Annotated in this window: 18 protein-coding genes, 1 tRNA gene and 1 pseudogene; 5 read left to right on the top strand and 15 right to left on the bottom strand. The window is 42.6% G+C overall.

Annotation, left to right across the window (positions count from 1 at the left end):
• The first annotated feature begins 31 nt into the window (after positions 1-31).
• Positions 32-700, top strand: coding sequence for a trimeric intracellular cation channel family protein (locus ABID27_RS09330; protein ID WP_354281748.1), 669 nt, complete (start codon positions 32-34; stop codon positions 698-700).
• A gap of 11 nt (positions 701-711) precedes the next feature.
• On the opposite strand, the gene ABID27_RS09325 is transcribed toward ABID27_RS09330, so the two are convergent.
• From ABID27_RS09325 to ABID27_RS09305, 5 genes are all read right to left on the bottom strand, one after another.
• Positions 712-1347, bottom strand: a complete 636-nt coding sequence (locus ABID27_RS09325; protein WP_253366106.1) for a copper homeostasis protein CutC — start codon at positions 1345-1347, stop codon at positions 712-714.
• On the bottom strand, positions 1340-2263 hold the full coding sequence (locus ABID27_RS09320) for a DMT family transporter (RefSeq protein ID WP_354281746.1): 924 nt from the start codon (positions 2261-2263) through the stop codon (positions 1340-1342). The genes ABID27_RS09325 and ABID27_RS09320 overlap by 8 nt, the downstream gene beginning before the upstream one ends.
• Complete coding sequence (gene treR / locus ABID27_RS09315) at positions 2247-2984, bottom strand: trehalose operon repressor (protein ID WP_354281744.1); 738 nt, start codon at positions 2982-2984, stop codon at positions 2247-2249. Before treR ends, ABID27_RS09320 begins: the two co-directional genes overlap by 17 nt.
• A 220-nt stretch (positions 2985-3204) precedes the next feature.
• Positions 3205-4683, bottom strand: coding sequence for a UDP-glucose--hexose-1-phosphate uridylyltransferase (galT, locus tag ABID27_RS09310; protein ID WP_354281742.1), 1479 nt, complete (start codon positions 4681-4683; stop codon positions 3205-3207).
• Between the two features lie 12 nt (positions 4684-4695).
• The gene (locus tag ABID27_RS09305; RefSeq protein WP_354281740.1) at positions 4696-5868 is read right to left on the bottom strand and encodes a galactokinase; all 1173 of its coding nucleotides are present in this window, start codon (positions 5866-5868) and stop codon (positions 4696-4698) included.
• Positions 5869-5993: 125 nt separating this feature from the next.
• On the opposite strand from ABID27_RS09305, the gene ABID27_RS09300 reads away from it, so the two are divergent.
• Entirely contained in the window at positions 5994-6989 is a 996-nt protein-coding gene (locus ABID27_RS09300; RefSeq protein WP_354281738.1) for a LacI family DNA-binding transcriptional regulator, read from the top strand.
• Between the two features lie 150 nt (positions 6990-7139).
• Here ABID27_RS09300 and gatB read toward each other — a convergent pair whose 3' ends face one another.
• The 7 genes from gatB to ABID27_RS09265 form a co-directional block, all read right to left on the bottom strand.
• Positions 7140-8579 (bottom strand): Asp-tRNA(Asn)/Glu-tRNA(Gln) amidotransferase subunit GatB, encoded by a 1440-nt coding sequence (gene gatB, locus ABID27_RS09295; RefSeq protein WP_354281736.1) that lies wholly within the window; start codon positions 8577-8579, stop codon positions 7140-7142.
• Positions 8579-10045: an Asp-tRNA(Asn)/Glu-tRNA(Gln) amidotransferase subunit GatA gene (gatA, locus tag ABID27_RS09290; protein ID WP_354281734.1), complete on the bottom strand. Its 1467-nt coding sequence runs from the start codon at positions 10043-10045 to the stop codon at positions 8579-8581. Before gatA ends, gatB begins: the two co-directional genes overlap by 1 nt.
• A complete protein-coding gene (gene gatC / locus ABID27_RS09285) occupies positions 10045-10347 on the bottom strand; it encodes an Asp-tRNA(Asn)/Glu-tRNA(Gln) amidotransferase subunit GatC (RefSeq protein ID WP_253366122.1) in 303 nt (100 codons plus the stop codon). The genes gatA and gatC overlap by 1 nt, the downstream gene beginning before the upstream one ends.
• A gap of 30 nt (positions 10348-10377) precedes the next feature.
• Entirely contained in the window at positions 10378-11454 is a 1077-nt protein-coding gene (locus ABID27_RS09280) for an endonuclease/exonuclease/phosphatase family protein (protein ID WP_354281732.1), read from the bottom strand.
• A 114-nt stretch (positions 11455-11568) separates the two neighbouring features.
• A complete protein-coding gene (locus tag ABID27_RS09275) occupies positions 11569-12120 on the bottom strand; it encodes a cysteine hydrolase family protein (RefSeq protein ID WP_354281730.1) in 552 nt (183 codons plus the stop codon).
• Positions 12121-12126: 6 nt separating this feature from the next.
• Positions 12127-12915: a GTP-sensing pleiotropic transcriptional regulator CodY gene (gene codY / locus ABID27_RS09270; protein ID WP_253366128.1), complete on the bottom strand. Its 789-nt coding sequence runs from the start codon at positions 12913-12915 to the stop codon at positions 12127-12129.
• Between the two features lie 130 nt (positions 12916-13045).
• Positions 13046-14260: a pyridoxal phosphate-dependent aminotransferase gene (locus ABID27_RS09265; RefSeq protein WP_354281727.1), complete on the bottom strand. Its 1215-nt coding sequence runs from the start codon at positions 14258-14260 to the stop codon at positions 13046-13048.
• Positions 14261-14383: 123 nt separating this feature from the next.
• Between ABID27_RS09265 and ABID27_RS09260 the strand changes: the two genes are divergently transcribed.
• The gene (locus ABID27_RS09260; protein ID WP_253366132.1) at positions 14384-14836 is read left to right on the top strand and encodes a universal stress protein; all 453 of its coding nucleotides are present in this window, start codon (positions 14384-14386) and stop codon (positions 14834-14836) included.
• A gap of 207 nt (positions 14837-15043) precedes the next feature.
• On the opposite strand, the pseudogene ABID27_RS09255 reads toward ABID27_RS09260, so the two are convergent.
• A pseudogene (locus ABID27_RS09255) lies at positions 15044-16403 on the bottom strand (Cof-type HAD-IIB family hydrolase).
• 66 nt (positions 16404-16469) lie between these two features.
• Between ABID27_RS09255 and ABID27_RS09250 the strand changes: the two are divergent.
• Positions 16470-17432, top strand: coding sequence for an asparaginase (locus ABID27_RS09250; RefSeq protein WP_253366140.1), 963 nt, complete (start codon positions 16470-16472; stop codon positions 17430-17432).
• 190 nt (positions 17433-17622) lie between these two features.
• On the opposite strand, the gene recG is transcribed toward ABID27_RS09250, so the two are convergent.
• A complete protein-coding gene (gene recG / locus ABID27_RS09245) occupies positions 17623-19641 on the bottom strand; it encodes an ATP-dependent DNA helicase RecG (protein WP_354281725.1) in 2019 nt (672 codons plus the stop codon).
• A 186-nt stretch (positions 19642-19827) separates the two neighbouring features.
• On the opposite strand from recG, the gene ABID27_RS09240 reads away from it, so the two are divergent.
• Positions 19828-21085 (top strand): ISL3 family transposase gene (locus tag ABID27_RS09240; protein WP_354281723.1). Its coding sequence is split into 2 segments (ribosomal slippage): positions 19828-20877 and positions 20879-21085, totalling 1257 coding nucleotides; the frame shifts between segments, so codons are not numbered across the junction.
• A 41-nt stretch (positions 21086-21126) separates the two neighbouring features.
• Here the strand turns inward: ABID27_RS09240 and ABID27_RS09235 are convergent.
• Positions 21127-21200 (bottom strand) — tRNA-Pro (locus ABID27_RS09235).
• Positions 21201-21215: the final 15 nt, after the last annotated feature.

Below are 21215 nucleotides of genomic sequence, written 5' to 3'. Positions count from 1 at the left end.
TTTTATGTTAATATGTCACAGGGAGGATGACATGGAATTTGAATTGTTTCTTTTAATTTGTAACTACATCGGCACCATCGCCTTCGCCGTCTCTGGCGTGGTCAAGGGCTTCAATAAAAATCTAGATATTTTCGGTATTACACTTCTAGGAATTTTAACCGCTGTCGGCGGCGGAATCATTCGCGATATGATGACTGCTCGCATTCCCGCTGCGCTAACAGATCCAACTTCTATCTATCTTGCCATTGCCGTGGCCTTGATTATGTATCTCTTTGTCATCACGAGAAAAACCGACAAATTACAACATCAGCAGATGTATCGTTTTCTAGCTATTACCAATCTGGTTTTCGATGCCATCGGCTTAGCCATTTTTGCCCTCATTGGTGCAAGCGCAGGCGTTGAATTGCACTTAAACTTTATGACTTCCGGCATCCTTGCCACTTTAACAGGTGTCGGTGGCGGTATTTTACGCGATCTCTTGGTCAATGAAACACCTATCGTCCTCAAGGAAGATGTCTACGCAGTTCTTGCATTCTTTGCTGGTATCGCCTATCATATTTTGGTTTTGGACTTTCATTTGCCACGAATCCCTGTCTACATAGCCCTCTTCACCATTGCGCTGGTCATCCGTCTCCTCGTCATCAAATACCACGTTAACCTACCTAATATGTCATTGAAAGAAAAAGTCTCTAAGAAATAACTTAGAGACTTTTATAGTTTACAAATCTTTGTGCCGTGCACTTCTGCCACGCCCGTTTTTGCCATGACTTCTTGGTAGTTTTCTAAACTCACTCCGCCGCCAGCTAGAATAGCAATGTTCCCTTGTGCATGATTGACCAATTGCGCCAACCAATGGAAGTTGTCCTCAATGCGAGTACCCGCCGGACCGCCATGGGTCAAAATCCGGGTCACGCCTCGGCTAGCTAACCAATCAATGGCCTCCAATTGGTCCGCTGGCGTCAGCAAATCAAATGCCATGTGGCAGACGATTTCGAGACCTTCAGAAGCCTCAATCAGGGCTTCCATGCTACTTTTATCCAGCTGATGATCAGGCCTTAAAGCACCAAAAACGACACCATCCGTACCACAAGCACGCGCCATGGCAATATCTTCCATCATGATGCCTATTTCGTCTTTGGTATAGACAAAATTCCCACCTCTGGGCCGAATCATGGTCATAACCGACACCTGATGCGCTTCCCCCAAGCGACAGACATAAGACACGACCCCAGGGCTGGGAGTCGTTCCCCCGACAGCCAAATTATCACACAATTCAATCCGCTTAGCCCCAGCAGCAATGGCTGCAGCTATATCTGTATGATTTTCCGCACAAAATTCTTTAATCATTTCTCTCTCCGTTCACCTGCCGTTTTTGCAAGAGAAAATCCTTGGTGGATATTCCCATAACGGCGAGTAAAATCAATAACATTCCCACTAAATCCATGGGATAAAACAGTTCATGGACCAGTAAGACTGAAAAGAAAACCGATGCTACTGGCTCAATAGAAGCGAGTAGACTTCCTTTTGCAGAGCCAACCTTACTCACACCTTCCAAGAAAACTGTGTAGGCAAAAATGGTTCCAATACCGACTATCCCTACTAGGGCCAAAAGATTACTTGTCGTCAAAGGCAGGCTGTAATTCCAAGTTTGAAAGCCAAATGTCATCACCAATCCACCAGATAACATTCCAAGTCCCATGACGGTCAAACTGCCAAATTCGCGAATCAAGCGAACTGGCAAAATAATATAAATGGCATAGGTCAGAGCGGAGAAGATTCCCCAGAATAACCCCAGTGGAGTTACCGCCAGACTCGTTACTTGCCCGTGAGTCGCAATCAAGACCGTACCACCAATTGCTAATAAAATAGCCAGTACCTCCACCAGTGTCGGCCGTTGTCGATTGTGAAGACAGGTATAAGCCAGTACCAAGACTGGACAAAGGTACTGGAGAACCGTTGCCGTTCCTGCATTCGTGTGCTGGATGGCAACCAGATAGGCCAGTTGGTTGAACGCCATTCCCAGCATACCAAAGATAAAAATATGAAGCAAGGCACGCTTGTCACGAAGGGTTCGTTTTAGATTGTCTGGAGCGGTCATTTGTGCCAATACTAACAAAAACAAACCCGCAATCAGCAAACGTAGACTGGTAATCTGAATGACACTGATCCCATTTGCAATCAGCACTTGACCGCTTACCCCTGAAATCCCCCAAGCCGTACCGGCAATCAAGGTATAGATTGTTCCTTTAGTTGTCTCCTTCATTCGCATCCCTCTTTAACCTCTTCCGACGGGCATAATCGATAAATTTGAACTTATCCAAGCGGTGTCGGCTTTCCGTATATTGAAATTGCGGTCCATCTTCTAAAAAGACTTCTGATTTTATCAAGACCAAACTCTCATCTCGCGTATCCAACCAAATTTTTTCTTGAAGACTCGTATGCTCAACTGTAATTTCTTTGCGAGCATAAGCAATAGACAGTCCCAATTCTTCTTCAACATAAGCATAAATCGAGTCTTCAACAGCTTCTCGAGGCATTTCTGGCACCAAGTCCGTCCGGAAATAATCCGTATCCACGATAGCAGGTTTGCCTTCCAAGTACCGAATACGAATAATCTTCCAAACCTCTTGACCTGTTCTAAAACCAGACTGCTTGGCCAAGGAAGATGTCACCTTTTTCTTTTCCAACGAAATCATTTGAGTATGTACATTGAGATTCATACTGGTACTCACTTCGCGGTAACTGTTGAGACCAGAAAGCGGAAAGTTCAACTGTTCACTTTGGATAACTAGAGTGCCACGTCCTTGTTGGCGTCGGATAAATCCCTGCTCGGTCAGCATCTCCAAGGATTTGCGAATGGTTGCCCGACTGGCTTGGTATTGCTCTTGCAACCGTTCTTCCGTCGGCAATAAACTGTTTACTGGATAAACGTGTTGGATAATTTTTTCTTTCAAATCATTGAAAATTTCCTGATATTTTCTCATTTTTTCTTCTAACTTTTCTTTATTTGCAGTCTCTATTATAACAAATTTTCCATCTTAAAAGGGAATTATTCAGACTTTCCGAACAATGAATTTCGGTTTGTTCACTTTTTTACGTTTTTCCTAAAATGAACGGGTTAGCATTTCAGTCAACCAACAGTTCTACCTAAATTGCAACAGTAGAGAACCTAGGACAGACGCCCTAGGTTCTTTTTCTACCTCATCAAACAAGACCAATGCTATCTACAAAACGCATGAAGGCGGCTTGCCCTTCTTCTGTTCGTTTATAGACACCCGCATCCTCTAGCACACGACTAAATACCTGCCCCACTGCTGTCTGAACGGTACTAGCAACCGTCGCTTCCGTTACTTCTGGATGAGCTGCTTTGAGATCATCAGCCCATTCTTGATGATAATCTGCCACAGCATCCACCTTGCCTAGCAAATAATCTGCCACAACAGCCAATTCATCCTTAAGACGAGGCGGTAAAATAGCCAGCCCCATCACCTCAATCAGCCCGATATTTTCTTTCTTGATGTGCTGAACATCTTGGTGGGGATGATAAATACCATCTGGAAATTCTTCCGAAGTTTGATTGTCTCTCAAAACCAAGTCTAATTCAAACAAGTCTCCCTTTCGACGAGCAATCGGGGTGATGGTATGATGTACTTGTCCGTTTGAGTACGCTAAAATACCGACTGCTGGGTCTGAGTAAGTCTGCCACGCCGTCAGAATTTTTTCTGACAAGCCCAGCAAGTCCTGCTTAGAAACACTGGTCAGGCGTAAGACAGACATGGGCCATTTAACAATCCCTGCTCGCACTTGCTCAAATCCTGCAAAGGTAAACTCTCTGTCCAGCTCTGCCTTTTCCATGGCAAAGGTATGCCGTCCTCCTTGGTAATGCTCATGTGTCAAAATCGATCCACCGACAATCGGCAAGTCGGCATTGGAACCCGCAAAATAACCTGGAAACTGCTCAACGATGTCCAAGAGACGCTTGAAAGTCACTGGACTAATCTGCATCGGCTCATGCTGACCGTAAAAGAAGATACAATGCTCATTAAAGTAGGCATAGGGTGAATATTGAAAGCCCCATGTTTCCCCTTCCATCTGATAACGAATGACACGATGATTGGCACGTGCTGGATGATTGATACGACCTTGGTAGCCTTCATTTTCCATACAAAGCTGGCAGGCAGGATAGCTAGACGACTTGGCCAACTTGGCTGCTGCAATGGCTTTGGGATCCTTTTCGGGCTTGGATAGGTTGATGGTAATCTCCAAGTCACCATACTCTGTCTCCGCTGGAAAATAGATATTGCGCTCAATGGCCTTGACCTTGACATAGTCATTGCGTTTGCTGAGGGCATAAAAGTCAGCAATGGCCTGCTCAGGATGAGCTTGGTAGGTATCCCAAAAACGCTGATTGACCTGACTAGGACTTGGTGTCACAAAATCCATGAGCTGAGCTCCGACGATATCCTGTTCTTCTAGTAGCTCGCCCGATTTCCCATTTTTAACAGCAAGAGTTAAGAGTTCATCCTTGAGGTCAATGAGGCTTGTAGCCTGTGTCTGACACTCTACCCCCTCTTCACCGACCAGAGCCATGACTCGATTTTTCAGGTAAATACTATCCAGCTCTGTAAAGTCACTATGCTCGATAATCTGCTCAATAAATTTTCCAATAAGTGTCTCTGTCATCTGATTTCCTATCTAGTTTCGTGAAAGAACACGTGAACCTGCTGCGATTTCAGCGATATAAAAACTTGGAGTATAACCGACCACTTGGCTGTACTTCTGACCAACTTGCTCGATGAAATTGTCCACCTTGTCTTTGGCAACGATGGCAATGCCACAACCGCCAAATCCTGCTCCTGTCATGCGAGCTCCCAATACACCTTCTTGCTCCCAAGCGGTATGAGCTAGGGTATCTAGCTCCAAACCTGTCACTTCATAATCATGCTCCAAGGAAACATGAGAGGCATTGACCAAACGGCCAAATTTCTCTAACTCTCCAGCCAACAAGGCTGCTTTGGCTTGAAGTGTCCGTTGGTTTTCAAGAACTGCATGGCGGGCGCGTTTGAGACGATTTTCATCCTTGATGAGATAAGCGTATTCGTCAAAGTCCTGCGCATCTAGTTGACCCAGAGTCTCAATATCCAAGACCGCATTTAACTCCTCAACTGCTTTTTCGCATTCCGCACGGCGTTCATTGTACTTGGAATCCGCCAATTCACGACGCTTATTTGTATTCATGATGACGATGACATTGTCGCCCAAATCAAGCGGAACCAGCTCATATTCCAAAGTATTGGTATCTAGGTAAATGGCCTGCTTGTCCGCACCCATCCCGATAGCAAATTGGTCCATAATACCAGAATTTACTCCGATAAAATGATTTTCCGTTTGCTTGCCGATTTTGACCAAGTCCAGACGGTCCAGCTTCAAGTCAAACAACTCTTCTGCTATAAGCCCAATCAGCAACTCCAAGGAAGCCGATGACGACAGACCAGAACCATTTGGAATATTCCCAAAGATATAGATATCCATCCCTTTGTCAATCACATGACCTGCTTCCTGCAAGAATTTCAAGACACCTTTCGCATAGTTAGCCCAGTTATCTTCCTTCTTATACACCAATTCATCTAGAGAAACGTCAATGACACCTAGGTCTTCAAAATTTCCTGAGTAAAAACGAAGAGTCCGATCATCACGCTTACGAGCCGCACCATAGGTCCCTAGCGTAATGGCCGCTGGAAAAACATGCCCGCCGTTATAGTCCGTATGTTCTCCAATCAGATTGATCCGACCTGGTGAGAAAAAAGTTGCATCTGCTTGTTCAGCAAAAATTGCTTGAAATACTTGATTCAATTCTGTTGTATTCATGGACTTCTCCTTTTTGTAACCGTTTTTATTTCATTGTATTTTTTTCTAGTATTCTTGTCAATATTTTTACTAAAGTTTTACCAACTATGCTATACTAGTTTTACTAGATAAAAAAGGAAAACAATATGGCCACTATCAAAGAAATCGCAACATTAGCCGGCGTCTCCATTGCTACCGTATCGCGCGTACTCAATAAGGACGAAAGCATGTCCGTCAGTGCTCCTACTCGCGAGCGAATTTTCCAAATAGCCGACCAGCTTGGCTATACCCGCCACAAGAAAAATATCCTCGCCTATCCACATCGGAAAAAAATTGCCATCATTCAATGGTACACGCAAAATGAAGAGCTCAACGACCTTTATTATTATTCCATTCGGATTGGCATTGAACGGCGTGCTTTGGAACTGGGCTATGATTTAGTCCGAATTTTTCATGACCATCCGCTGAGCGATGCCCATGGGGTCGACGGCATCATTGCTATCGGAAAATACAGTCCGCACCAAATTGCTATTTTTGAAAGTATCTCACCGCATCTGGTCTTCGTCGATAGTGATACCTTGAACAATGGGCACACCTGTATTACGACTGACTTTCAGCATACCACGCGCAATGTCCTTGATTATTTTATCCAACAGGGACAGACAGAGATTGGACTGCTCATTGGACAAGAATGGACAGAGGACAAGTCCCAGCCCCTGCTCGACCCGCGTTTTGAAACTTTTCAATCCTACCTGACCAGCAAAAAACTCTACAAGCCCGAACATGTCTTCATCGGGCAATTTACCAGCGATAGCGGCTACCAACTCATGACCCAAGCCCTAAAAAAAAGCCAACTTCCACAAGCCTTTTTCATTGCTAGCGATACCATGGCCATCGGTGCCCTTCGGGCCCTCCAGGAAGCAGGTATCCAAGTCCCTGAGCAAGTTAGCCTCATCGCTTTCAATGATACAGCCGTTGCCAAGCAAGTTTATCCTGCTCTGTCCTGTGTGACCGTTTTTACGGAGGAAATGGGTGCTAGCGCCCTAACCAGTCTAGATGCTATCTTATCCGCAGATAGCCCTACCATTCCTCGTATGATCCAGCTAGCAACCAAACTAACGCTGCGTGGGACCAGTAAATAAATAGCACCTAACCTAACAGTCAGGCAAACATAAAAATAGCTTGTCCGGTTTTCGAACAAGTCATTTGAAGAATATATAATTAGAAATAACTAAAAAGAGTGATTCGAGTTACATAAATCTAGCTCAATCACTCTTTTTATCATTGTTTGTTTAATCCAATAGTTTAGCCAATTCTTGTGCCAACAATTGTTGTGCGACTTGAGGGTTGGCTTGTCCTTTTGTGGCTTTCATGAGGAAGCCTGTAAAGGCCTTGTCGGCGTTGCGTTTACCTGACTTGAAGTCGGCAACAGCTGCCTCATTGTCTGCAAAGACTTGGTGGATAATTGGGATAAGGACCGCTGGGTCAGAGACTTGAACAAGTCCTGCTTTTTCCACGTACTCACGCGCAGAACCACCGTTTTTCGCCAAGTGAACGAAGACTTTCTTGGCAATCTTAGAAGAGATGGTACCGTCTTGGATAATGGCAATCATTTCCACCAAGTTTTCTGGTGTTAGGGCGATGTTTTCAAGACTAGTTGACTCCGCATTGAGATACTGAGCAACCTCACCTTGGAGCCAGTTAGATACGAGTTTGGCATCGCCACCAAGTGCCACTGCTTTTTCAAAAAAGTCTGACAAGTTCTTGGTCGCTGTCAATTGACCTGCATCATAGGCTGACAGGCCGAGGTCTGCCACATAGCGCGCACGACGTGCTTTTGGAAATTCTGGTAATTCCTGACGCATGTCCTCAATCCAAGCATCGTCAATCACATAAAGCGGTAGGTCAGGCTCTGGGAAGTAACGGTAGTCAGCTGCCCCTTCTTTGACACGCATGAGGATAGTTCCCTTATTGGCTTCATCGTAACGACGCGTTTCTTGTTGAATTTGTCCACCACTACGAAGGATTTTCGCTTGGCGCTCCACTTCAAACTCGAGACCTTTGCGGACATTGCTAAATGAGTTGAGATTTTTCAACTCTGTCTTGGTACCAAAGGCTTCTTGACCGTAAGGACGAAGAGAAATATTCGCATCCACACGCATAGATCCCTCTTCCATCTTCACATCAGAGATGCCTGTGTACTGGATGATTTCTTTAAGAGACGTCAGGTAGGCATAGGCCTCTTCTGGACTACGCATATCTGCTTCAGATACAATTTCAATCAATGGCACACCTTGACGGTTGAGGTCAACATAGGAATAACCGTCTGTACTGTGAGTATTTTTACCCGCATCTTCTTCCAAATGGGCACGCTCAATGCGGATTTTTTTAGTCGAACCATCTTCAAGCGTGATGTCAATCCAGCCATCGTAACCAATCGGCTCATCAAATTGAGAAATTTGGTAAGCTTTGGGATTATCTGGGTAGAAATAGTTTTTGCGGTCAAAGTGCATGTGCTTGTGAATATCCATATTCAGAGCAAGCGCAGCCTTAATTCCTGCATCAATAACACCCTTGTTCATCACAGGCAAAACACCCGGGAATGACCAGTCAACAACGTTTGTGTTGCTATTTGGGTCATCACTGAAATGAGCTGGCGTTGGTGAGAAAATTTTCGAATTGGTGTTTAATTCAACGTGGACTTCAAGTCCAATAATGGTTTCAAAGTTCATTAGTTAGCACCTCCAAAAATAATCGGTTGTTGCTTATGGTAATCTGTTGTGGCTTCAAATGCTGCCGCTGCTTGATAAATGATCTCTTCTGAGTATTTTGGACCAATCAACTGCAAGCCAACTGGCAAGCCATCCACAAATCCTGATGGCAAGGAAATACCGGGAAGACCCGCCAAATTGACTGGAATGGTCAAGAGATCCGCCAAGTACATGGCAACAGGATCGTGAGTCAGGCTATCTAAGTCAAAGGCAACTGTCGGTGCTGTTGGTCCCAAAATCAAGTCATAGTCCGCGAAGATCTTCTCAAAATCTTGAATAATGAGGGTACGCACCTGACCAGCTTTCTTGAAGTAAGCATCGTAGTAACCAGATGACAAGCTGAAGGTTCCAAGCATGATACGGCGTTTGACCTCTTCACCAAAACCTTGGCTACGCGTATTAACGTAGATTTCTTCTAGATTCGTCGCATCCTCAGCACGGAAACCATAGCGGATACCGTCAAAGCGTTGCAAGTTAGAGGAAGCTTCAGATGAGGCGATGATGTAGTAAACCGCAACGCCATACTTGCTATGTGGCAGGCTAACTTCTTCAACCACAGCTCCTAGTTTTTCAAAATGCTTGGCCGCTGCTAGGATATTTTCCTTGATTTTTGGATCAATACCCTCTCCCAAATATTCTTTGGGAAGAGCGATTTTCATTCCTTTGATATCTTGACCAATTTTTGACGTGTAATCCGCAATTTCAAGAGGAGCCGAAGTCGCATCCTTGGCATCTTTTCCAGCAATCACATTGAGCAGTTGCGCATTTTCTTCAACCGTTGGAGCAAATGGACCAATCTGGTCAAGAGACGAACCAAAAGCAATCAAGCCAAAACGAGAAACTGTGCCGTAAGTTGGTTTGAGACCAACGATACCATTAAAGGCTGCTGGTTGACGGATAGAACCGCCCGTATCTGAACCCAGTGACAAACGAACTTGACCAGACGCAACAGCTGCAGCTGAACCACTGGATGACCCACCAGGAACCTTGGTTTGATCCCAAGCATTTTTCGTAGTACCAAAGTAAGAAGTTTCACCAGAACTACCCATGGCAAACTCGTCCATGTTGGTCTTTCCGATGACAATCATGTCCTTTGTATAGGCATTGGCAACGGCTGTTGCATCAAAGATTGGCTCGTAGTTGTAGAGCATTTTTGAGGCTGCTGTTGTCAAAATTCCTTTCGTCGAGATATTATCTTTGACCGCAAGCGGAATTCCTGCCATGACATTGTCGGCATCGATTCCTTTTTCGTCCAAAGCCGCAGCTTGCGCTAAGGCAGTTTCTTCTGCAATAGTAACGAAAGAACCAATAGCTTCCTCACGTTTTTTAATATCTGAAAGTGTTTCTTGGGTTAACTCAACCGCAGAAATTTCTTTAGAAACCAAAAGTTCGTGCAGTTCTGAGATAGTTTTATGATTTAAAGACATTAGGCATCTCCTCCATCTTCCAAAATGGCCGGTACCTTGATAAAGTTATTTTCTTTTTCAGGCACATTTTTAAAGAGCTCTTCACGATTTGTTCCTGCTTCCGCCACATCTGCACGCACAACTGTCTTGCGATCTGCCATGGTTGAAGTCACAGGAACTCCAGTCGTATCCACTTCATTCAACAATTCAACCATGTCGACAATTTTCGATAGGGTCGTTGCAAATTCAGTCGTTTCCTGATCTGAAAATGCTAATTTTGATAAGTTCGCTACATGACGAACTTCTTCTTCAGAAATTTTCATTTTATATTCCTTTCAATCCTACTGACTAGGTTAATCTTTTTTCAAATAAAAACGCATCTCAACAGGATCATGATCCGAGTAGGCATAACCTGTTTTTAACAAATGGTAATCCGTTACCGCCACATTGTCTGAGATGATAAAGCCATCCACTGTTACTGTAAATGTCCGGCCGACTTGATAGGCTTCATTGGCATCACGTGCCGAATGCCCCAGTGACAAGCGCTGCGCGTCCGTCAGCCCATCCATTGCTAGAGAAAAATGTTCTCCCAAGGCCTTTCTAGGAAAGGCAACCGTCCAAGAACGCCCACCAGGATTTTCTCCCTCTGCCGCCTCCAAATCATGGTTCAAGTCACCACCTACGATGATATAATCTCCCTTGGCATAAGCTGATTCCATCTCATCCGTCAGCATTTTCATCTGACCGTTTCGTACATTTTTATCCTGACTATAGGCAGACAGATGGACATTGATGAGGACCAATTCCTTGTCATTTTCCACCGCAAACCGCTGGACACTATAGGCACGATCCAAGTCAAAAAACTTACTAAATCCATTGCTAATGGGCAAACTCCGTCTTTGAGCAGACTTGATACCTGTCTTGGCAAAAGTCGCCAAACCAGACCGATTTTTACCATGAGGTTGCCCTAGGGGATAAAAGAGAAAACTGGAATCATAATTTACTGCAAAAGTTGAACTTTGCTTTTTCAAGTGTTCTTGCAAAAGACCGTATTGATTGACATTGTAGGACCGCGTACCAGCTAAATCAACTTCCTGAAAAAGTGAAAAATCAGGATTTTCCTTGGACACCATTTCCCCAATCGCATCCAAAGTCTGCTGCACACTAGTCTCACTTTTAGCCCAGGAAGATTTGCCACCATCCATAAAAAAAGAAAAATCAGGCAAATAAGCTCCAAACCCAACATTGTAGGTCATGATAGAGTAATCTTTCTCCGCCTCTAATTCACTATCCTTCCCTTTTTGCACAATTTGCAAGGCTTGATGATCAGGAATTCTATGGTAATCTAGAAATACATAGGCTATGTAAGAGCCAACGAGCAGTAAAAGTACAAAAATCAGGTTTCTCAGCCACCTAACAATTCCTTTCACAGAAGCCTCCTTCCTTTCATACAATCTCTATTATTATACCATAAAATCAGCTAGTTGAATGACAGAACTATCCGATGAAAAAATGTAAAAAACCGAGTACAGACTCGGTTCTCTCTATTCGATAATCTTAGCTCCTAGGACATGTTGAAAATGGGCCAGAGCCCAGAGATGATTTTCTTCAGTCAGACTCGCCGTCGCCGATGCAACCACCTCAATCTGATAACCTAGATTGTAGGCATCAATTGCGGTATGCAACACACAAATATCTGTCAGCACTCCTGTCAAAATAACTGTACGGACACCCCGCTCTCGTAAACGAATATCCAAATCCGTTCCTGAAAAAGCAGAATAATGACGTTTGTCCAGCCAAAACACTTTCTCATCCTGACCATGTTGCGCATAAAAATCTGCCAAGCCCCCGTACAACTGGCGACCACTGGTCCCCATCAAGTTGTGCGGTGGAAATAGCTTGGTTTCCGGATGAAAAATATCCCCCTCATCATGACCATCAATGGCAAAAAAGATGTAGTCCCCTCGCTCAAAAGCTTCCTGTGTCACCTGAGCAATAGTCTGAGAAATAGCTTGGGCTGGCAAACCAGCCGTCAGCTTCCCATCATCTGCCACAAAATCAAGAGTATAATCAATTGAAATCAGTGCTTTTGTCATGCTTTTCTAATAATCTCGTTTCTTAATCTCATCAAAAATAGCTGGAATCAAGACCTTAAGATAAGTCCCCTTCATCCCCAATGAACGGCTTTCAATAATCCCTGCACTTTCAAGTTTACGAAGTGCATTGACAATCACGGAACGTGTAATCCCGATTCGGTCTGCAATCACTGAAGCTGTCAACTGACCTTCATTGCCATTCAACTCGCCCAAAATCGCTGAAACAGCCTTCATTTCAGAATAAGAAAGTGTATTAACCGCCATGTTAACAGCTGCACGACGACGAATATTTTTCTCATCTTCTTCCCGTTGGAAGTTCAACAATTGAATACCAACTACAGTTGCTGCAATTTCCACCAAAATCAAGTCATCTTCGCTAAATTGACCATCATTGCGCCAAATCAACAATGAACCAAAACGGATTCCTGTCACATGAATAGGAGCAAGTGTTGTCACACTGTTTGGATAGACTTCACGCGCCTCAATCGGAAAGGCTGTCAAGTCGCTCTCAATCGGCAAATTTGCTTCTGTGTCATACACAGCTGCTGCTGCATTGACAAACTCATCTGGAAAATGCTTGTTCTGGAAATAAGACTCTGTTCGATCATTGTTGAACTCATATTTCAAACTATAACCCAACACCAAACCAGCTGAATTCACGATACAGGAATTACAGTCAATGATATCTGCCAACTGGCTCGCAATCGCATTGTAAGGTAATTCCTCTGCTAATTTTTCCTCTGAGCGTTTCAAAATAGAGGTAATGTTGCGTGTTTTTTCAAGTAATGTAACCATAATTTCCTCGTTATACTATAATTGTTTCCAGTATAACAAAAAACAAATTGAATTTCAACAATTATCAGAAAATTAAGTATTGTTTTATTTATGCAGACAATTAAAAAAACTCTCCTAAAGGAGAGTTGCTTTAGCGACGATATTGTTGCAAGAAACGCGTCATCTTTTCTTGCACTTCTGACAATTCTTCTACACGTGGAAGATAGACAACTCGGAAGTGATCTGGGTCTTTCCAGTTAAATCCACGACCGTGCACCAACATGATTTTTTCCTGTTTTAGGAAATTCAAGACAAATTTCTCATCATCATCTATGGCATACATATTGCGATCGATTTTTGGGAAAATATACAATCCAGCCTGCGGTTTAACAGCTGACAAACCTGGAATGTTATTGATCGCTTCATAAATGAAATTCCGTTGCTCGTAGATACGACCACCCGGTAGTAATAATTTATCAATAGACTGAACACCACCTAAAGACGTTTGTACAATATGCTGTGACAAAACATTTGAGCAAAGTCGCATGTTAGACAACATATTCAGTCCTTCGATATAGCCCTGGACATGTTTTTTAGGACCAGACAAGACCATCCAACCAACACGGAAACCAGCAACACGATGTGATTTTGACAGACCATTCATAGACACACAGAAGACATCCGGTGCCAAACTAGCAATGGCAATGTGCTCTCCACCATCCATTACCAAGCGGTCATAGATTTCATCCGCAAAGATAATCAAGTCATTTTGACGGGCAATCTCCACAATTTCTTCTAAGATTTCCTTTGGATACAAGGCTCCTGTTGGATTATTGGGATTGATAATGACAATCGCCTTGGTATTCGGTGTAATTTTCGACTTAATATCATCAATATCTGGATACCAGTTAGCCTCTTCATCACAGAGATAGTGCACCGCATGTCCACCACCAAGGCTAATACAAGCCGTCCACAAGGGATAATCTGGCATAGGCACCAAGACTTCATCGCCGTTATCAAGCAAGGCTTGCATAGACATCGAAATTAGCTCTGAAACACCATTTCCAAGGTAAATATCATCCACATCTACATCAGGAAATTCCTTGAGTTGACAATACTGCATAATGGCTTTTCTAGCAGAAAAAATCCCTTTGGAATCCGAATACCCTTCACTATGTCGCGCATTGGTAATCAAATCACGGATGACTTCATCTGGCGCAGTAAAACCGAATTCAGCTGGATTACCAGTATTCAAACGCAAAATTTTCTCGCCATTGGCTCGCATCCGATTGGCTTCATCCAAAACTGGTCCACGAATATCGTAGGCCACATCTTCCAATTTCATTGACTTATTAATTTCTCTCATGGAGATTACCTCGACTTTCTATTGCTATTATTTTAGCCTAATTACCAGAAAATAACAAGAAAGAGTTTACTTTTTTGCTGAAAAGGCTTACAATATAGACATAAGTGAAAGGAGTGAAGACTTATGACCCAATCTTATCACACTATTTTAGTTGCCGTTGATGGATCTGTTGGTGCAGAACTTGCCCTCCACAAAGCCATCCATGTCGCAAAGCGCAATCAAGCTCGTCTCGTTATCGCTCATGTTATTGATACACGCGCTCTTCATAATGTAGCCGCCTTTGATGCCTCTGTCTATGAAACATTAGAAGCCGAAGCCAAGGAATTGTTAGCTGAATACCAAGCAACTGCTACTGAAGCTGGGGTCGAAGATGTCTCTATCATCATCGAATTTGGTAACCCAAAAGTGCTACTAGCCGAAGACATTCCTCAACAAACAGGTGCCGACCTCATGCTACTTGGGGCAACAGGACTCAACGCCTTCGAACGCATCCTCATCGGTTCCTCATCCGAATACATCATGCGTCACGCACCAATTGATATCCTCATTGTACGCGATGGCGATAAAAGTTTATAAGAAAGAGAGTGGGACAACAATCGTGATTTCATAGAAATCAATTTTGTCGACTTCCAGATTAAAAGGTCTCCCAAACCTTCTAATCCCACCACCGCACGGTTGACTAATTACTTGCACAACAAGGAATAAGAACATTCAGTCAACCCCTGCGTCAAATTGCTAAAATTACAAAAAAAGAACCTAGGACAAGAGTCCTAGGTTCTTTTTTCATCTCGAAAGTTGCTTTTCTAATTCCTTCAAAATAGCTGGCTCAGGAGCAAATTTTTCTTCCCAATCAGCTGGTTTCAAAATTTTATGGGTAACTGGGTCAAAATGCGCCTGTCCATCTGGAAAGATTTTCCCCATATTAGCCGCATGTACAATCTCAAAAATCGGCTGTGGATCCACTCCCATCAAGGCAAAGGAACCATAAGTAAAATAGAGAATATCTATCAAGGCGTCAACCTGCCCAACCAAGGAATGCTGCGGGGCAATCTTTCCTTTGACCTTCTCAACAGCCTTATCCAAGGCCAAGTGCAGATTAGCTACAGCCTCATCAAATGCCTCCTCGCTGTCTACACTAGCACGTAAAAACTCCACCAGTTCTTCCAATTTAAAATCCGCTCGATGTGCTGCAGTTTGTGCATCAAAAGCATGCGCCACCTCTTGCGTCTGACCGTCCATGACTGCATGAAAAGCCTTGACTTGATTAAATTTCTCATCCTTACTCTGAAACATGTTCGTCCTCACTGACCAAGCCTGCCGCTGCTAAAGCTTGAAAAATCCCATCACGGTTGTTACTTTCTGTTACATAAGTTGCTGCCAGCTTGACCTTTCGCGATGCATTTCCCATGGCAACCGAAAAACCAACCCCACGTAGCATATCAATATCGTTGTTGGCATCTCCAAAAGCCATCACTTCCGATAAAGAAAAGTCGTAGCTTTCTCCCAAACGCGCAATCCCAGCCAACTTAGAAGAATATTTGCTAATAATATCTGCAGCATAGTGACTAGACCGTGTAAATTCTAAGTTCGGAAATGCCTTTTGCATTTTCTTGGTTTCAAATTCCGTCGCCAAAACAACCATTTGATAAATCGGCTGCTGCAATAACCCCATTAAATTCTCTGATTTTTGAGGCGCCAATTTGCGAACCCAACGATTTAAGATAAGATTGACCATGCGTGTCAACCAAGACGGAATCAAACGGGTAATCCGATAAGACAGGTCTCCCATTCCCATGTTCATGATGCTACTTCCTACAAATCCCGTTGCAGTTCCCAAAGTAACATCCTGCTTGTGCCGCTGAGCGTAAGCAATCAGATTTTCCATATCTACACGCTGCAACTCCTTAGCAAAAATCACCCCATCACGAGAAAAAATATATTGCCCGTTATAAGCTACCACAAAATCAATACTCAAAGAAGCCATATATTTCAAGACAAATCGCGGATCTCGTCCGGTCGCTAGACCGACCAAAATCCCTTGTTTTTTCAATTGATTAATTGCTGCAATCGTCGTCTGATGAACCACACGATGGTCTGTCAGCAAGGTACCATCAATATCAAAAAATACCGCTTTTATCGCCAAACAAACCACCATCTTTCCCCATTTATGATACAATTAGTATAGCATATTTTGAAAGAAACTGAAAAAATTATGAAAAAAATACTCGTACTTCACACTGGCGGTACCATCTCCATGCAAGCCGACGCATCCGGTGCAGTAACCTCCAGCCACATCAACCCAATGACGCAAATCAATAGCCCCTTGCCTCATATTGAAGTAACCTCACTTGACTTTTTCAATATTCCCAGCCCGCATATGACTCTCCAGCATATCCTACAACTCTACAAAAAAATCAAGACCGAGCAGGAAAATTTTGATGGATTTGTGATTACACATGGTACAGATACACTGGAAGAAACTGCCTACTTTTTAGACACCATGGCTATCCCTCAAAAACCCATTGTTCTCACTGGAGCCATGCGTTCTTCAAATGAATTGGGAAGCGATGGCGTTTACAATTATCTCAGCGCCCTACGGGTCGCATCAGATTCTCAATCTGCAGACAAAGGTGTCTTAGTCGTTATGAACGATGAAATTCACGCAGCAAAGTATGTCACAAAAACCCATACCACCAATGTCTCAACCTTCCAAACTCCAACTCATGGGCCACTTGGACTAGTAACCAAAAGAGAAATTCTCTACTTCAAAACAACCGACCCAAGAGTTCGTTTTGATTTGCAAACAGTCCAAGGAACTGTCCCAATTATCAAGGCTTACACAGACATGGAACCACTCCTACTCGACAGCTTAAACCTCGAAGCCATCTCAGGACTAGTCATTGAAGCCTTAGGTGCGGGAAATCTTCCCTTAACCATTTTGCCATCACTTGACCGTTTTCTAGAAGCTGGTATTCCTCTCGTGCTCGTCTCCCGTTGCTTCAACGGCATTGCTGAACCTGTCTATGCTTACCAGGGCGGAGGAGTGCAACTTCAAGAAAAGGGCGTCCTTTTTGTCAAAGAATTAAATGCTACTAAAGCCCGAATCAAACTCTTGATTGCCTTGAATGAGGGTCTAGCAGGCCAAGAACTCGCCGATTATATCCAAGGATAAAAAAGAACCAGTCTCATTTGAGGACTGGTTTTCTTCTATTTTTGTAGGATACTGATTTTCCTTCACGATTACAGTAGAGAGTTGTGTACTATATTGGATTGAAATCTTCATAATTAAACTTCCTTTCTTTGATTGAAACCATTCTACAATCTCAAACTTAAAGAAAACGAAATTTTTTCTAAAACAAAACTTAATCTAATTCTTCTTTTTCCTTCAAGTTTTCTACTAGAAAAGCCCAGTCAGGATTGTGGCGCCAGTTTTTTTCTGATGTAATCGCTGCTGCGGTCCTTCTAGCCTCTTCCAAAATCGCAAAATCATCTACTAAATTTGCCACCTTAAATTCTGGAATACCAGATTGCTTGGTTCCAAAGATCTCTCCAGAACCTCGCATTTTCAAATCTTCCTCGGCCAAGACAAAACCATCTGTCGTCTCCATCATAATTTTCATACGTTGCTTACCAGACTCTGTCTTGGGATTAGCTACCAAAATTGCATAGGACTGCTTGTGGCCCCGACCGACACGACCGCGTAACTGGTGCAGCTGACTCAAGCCAAATCGATCCGCATCCATAATCATCATCACCGTCGCATTAGGGACATTGACCCCAACTTCAATCACCGTTGTAGAAACCAAGATATCCGTTCGTTTCTCCTTGAAATCCTGCATAACCGCTTCTTTTTCGTCTGCCTTCATCTTACCATGCAAAAGTGAAACCTGTGACCGCCCAGTAAAATAAGTCGCCAACTCTTCTTCTAAAGCTATCGCATTTTTAAGATCCAAACTTTCTGATTCCTCAATTAACGGAGAAATAACATATACCTGAGCACCACGTGCAACCTCCTTATTCAGCCACTCTAAAACAGTTGACATCTGCTCATGCTTAACCCAACGTGTCACAATCGGCTTGCGCCCCGCAGGAAGTTGATTGATGACCGACACATCCATCTCCCCAAAAGCTGTAATGGCCAATGTCCTAGGGATAGGCGTCGCAGTCATCATCAAGACATCTGGATTCTCTCCTTTTTCACGCAATTCTCTCCTCTGATTGACCCCAAATCGATGCTGTTCATCTGTTATAACCAGCCCCAAATTATGAAATTCCACCCCATCTTGAATCAGCGCATGAGTCCCCACAATCAAATCTACTTCCCCCGAAGCAATAGCAGCCAAAGCAGCCTTTCGAGGAGCCGCCTTCATTCCACCAGTCAATAAAACAATGGACAAATCTGGGAACAATTCCCGCAGCGATTCACAATGCTGCTCCGCCAATATTTCCGTAGGAACCATAAGCGCTGACTGAAAACCAGCCGTATAAGATGCAAACATAGCTAGTCCCGCTACAACCGTCTTCCCGGATCCCACATCTCCTTGCAGAAGACGATTCATATGCGCACTCGAATTCATATCTGATAAAATTTCAGACAAAGCCAATTGCTGTGCTTCTGTCAATTTAAAAGGAAGTCTCTGTATCTCATTCTCAACCAACTTATCATCATACTGGATTATAGCACCATCCCTAGCCAAGCGATTCCTCGACTTAACATCTTGAAGATTCATCTGAAAATAGAACAATTCTTCAAATTTAACACGACGCAAAGCCTGTTTATAGTCAGATAAATCCTTAGGAAAATGCATAGCATAAACAGCTTCTTTTCTTGGCATCAACCGATACTTTTCTAAAATCGCGACTGGTAAATTCTCCGTCAACAATTCCAAATATCCCAAGTCAAAGGCTGACTTTACTAACTTTTCGACGCTCTTTTGCGTCACACCCTGAGCCACATGATAAACTGGTTGCAAATCATCCACTGACTGAGAAAGAATTTTCATTCCCGTTAAGGTCGCTTTAGCCTTATCCCATTTGCCCCAAATAGCGATGCTTGTCCCTATTTCAACCTTCTCTGCTAAATATGGCTGATTAAAAAAAGAAACGGAGACGACTACTTCATCTTTTTTTATTGAAAATCGCAAACGATTTCTCTTATATCCATAATATTGCACGTTAGCCGGAGTAACGACCTCACCAGTTAACAAAACCTTTTCCCCATCAGACAAGTCAAAAATAGACTTTTCCTGAAAATCCTCATAGCGAAAAGGATAATAAATCAGTATATCTTCAACAGTCTCAAGACCAATTTTCAAAAATTTTTCAGCTGATTTAGGCCCAACTCCAGGTAAAACACTCAAGGAATCACTTAATTTTTTCATAAGAATAGTATACCAAATTCCTAATTTTAACAAAACAAAAAGACAATCCTAGGTTGTCTTACAAAGGCTCTATAATTTCTGTAGTGGGCAAATCCACTATTGAGATTATGGAGCTTTTTTGAATATACAAAAAATCCCACATGACTTATAATGAAAAGCGACCAAACTATCATTAGAAAGAGTCATATGGAACATATTCATAATAACACAGAACTGCTTGGAATTAAAGATAAAAATATAGCCATTGAATCAATAATAGAATATAAGACTCACATTTGTGTCAATGCAACACTAGGTTATAAGCCTAGTCCCTGCCCTAACTGTAAGGGGAAGAGAATTAAGTATGACTTTCAAAGAGTATCTACTATTCCTATTCTAGACATGCGAAGTTTACCAACACTTGTTAAACTTAAAAAACGTCGTTTCCAATGTAAAGTTTGTAAGAGAATCACTGTAGCCGAAACCTCTCTTGTACAGAAAAACCATCAAATTTCTGAGACTGTTTGGAAGAAAATCACTGAGGCTCATACTGATAAATTAACTAATACCGATATCGCCGAGCTTACTCACGTTTCTGTTTCAACTGTTCAAAGAAAGTTAGCACAGTTTACCTTCAAAGAGTCATTTGATAAACTACCTAAAATCTTATCCATTGATGAATTCTCTAGAAACAAAGGGAAATTAGCCTTTATCGCTCAAGATTATCAAACAAAAAACATAGTGACTATCCTTGAAAACAACAGACAAACTACCATCAAAAACTATTTCTACAAGTATTCTAGAAAGATATGTGAAAGGGTTAAAGTTGTGACTGTTGATATGTCCGGTTCCTATATCCCAATTCTCAAACAACTATTCCCTAATGCAAAGATTGTTCTGGATCGTTTTCATATCATTCAACATCTCAACCGGGCCATGATGGCAACTCGTATCGCTATTATGAAGCAATTTGACAAGCAATCACTTCCTTACCGAATCATGAACAATCACTGGAGAATATTGCATAAGGATAGTCGTAAACTATCCGATAAAACTTTCTACTCGCGGACTCTTAGGGAAACTAGGGCACCTAAAGAATTCGTTGAGAAGGCTTTACAATTTTCAGATGAACTCCGCTTTTACTACAATTTATATCAACTGTTACTTTTTCACTTTCAAGAGAAGAATACGGTTCATTTCTTTGATTTAATTGAAGAGAACAAATCCCTAGCGAATACTTACTTTGACAGGGGATTTAAAAACCTTCATCCGTTATAAAGTCTACATCAAAAACGCATTGGAATTGCCATATTCAAATGCCAAATTAGAAGCAACTAATAAGTTAATTAAAGATATTAAACGAAAAGCTTTTGGTTTCAGAAATTTTAAGAACTTTAAAACTAAAATCATCATCGCTTTAAACATCAAAAAAGAGAGAAACAATGTGATTCTCTCTAGATGTTAATTAGTAGTCACCCACTACAGTTGACAATGAGTCCTTACAAATCGGGAAGACAGGATTCGAACCTGCGACCCCTTGGTCCCAAACCAAGTACTCTACCAAGCTGAGCTACTTCCCGATATGATTAAAAATA

Source organism: Streptococcus gallinaceus, from assembly GCF_040545695.1.
GTDB lineage: Bacteria > Bacillota > Bacilli > Lactobacillales > Streptococcaceae > Streptococcus > Streptococcus gallinaceus.
The sequence above is the reverse complement of the archived record's forward strand: the minus strand, read 5'-3'. Positions and strand labels throughout refer to the sequence as shown.